Genomic DNA, 512 nt, shown 5'->3' with positions numbered 1-512 from the left:
TTATCGCACAGCAGAAACCACCACGCGTCGACGCTTCGCCCCCTCCGCGTTGACCATCGTCGCCGGCGGTGTCGTCGCATTCGAAGTGCTCTCGTTCGCCAAAGGCGCTGTGGCGCAATACCCTGCGTACTCCATCGCGCGATCCAACTTCTCCGCACTCGCGGGCAACTCGTGCGGACTCGCCGGTGACGTGCAGGTGGAGACCGACGTCAACGGATCCGTCCTGCAGCCGATCGACCCCGCCCCGGACGCGCTGGGAGCAGGCGGCAGCACCGGATTCACCCCGGACGGCGTCGCCGAAGACCTCACGGCCGACTCCGAGGACACCGCCCAGGGCAGTGCCAACTCCATCCGCCCCGAGGACTCCGAAGAGAGCGCGTCGGCCACCTCGTCGAACTCCGCAGGCACCTCGGGCGGAACCAACGAGAACGTCGGAATCAACGGCAGCACAGTCGCTCTGCCGTTCGGACTGAACCCCGAAACGACCCCGGTCCTCGGCAGCTTCGGAGCCA

The 512-nt window shown here is 67.2% G+C and carries 1 protein-coding gene; it reads left to right on the top strand.

The window, feature by feature from the left end; all coding sequences use genetic code 11:
• Nucleotides 1-49: 49 nt before the first annotated feature.
• The coding region (locus RKE40_RS29725; protein WP_316021749.1) for an arabinosyltransferase C-terminal domain-containing protein at nucleotides 50-512 on the top strand (463 nt) is incomplete at its 3' end.

It is taken from the genome of Allobosea rubneri, assembly GCF_032464875.1.
Lineage (GTDB): Bacteria > Pseudomonadota > Alphaproteobacteria > Rhizobiales > Beijerinckiaceae > Allobosea > Allobosea rubneri.
Note: the sequence above shows the minus strand (reverse complement) of the source record. Positions and strands in the feature narration are given on the sequence as shown.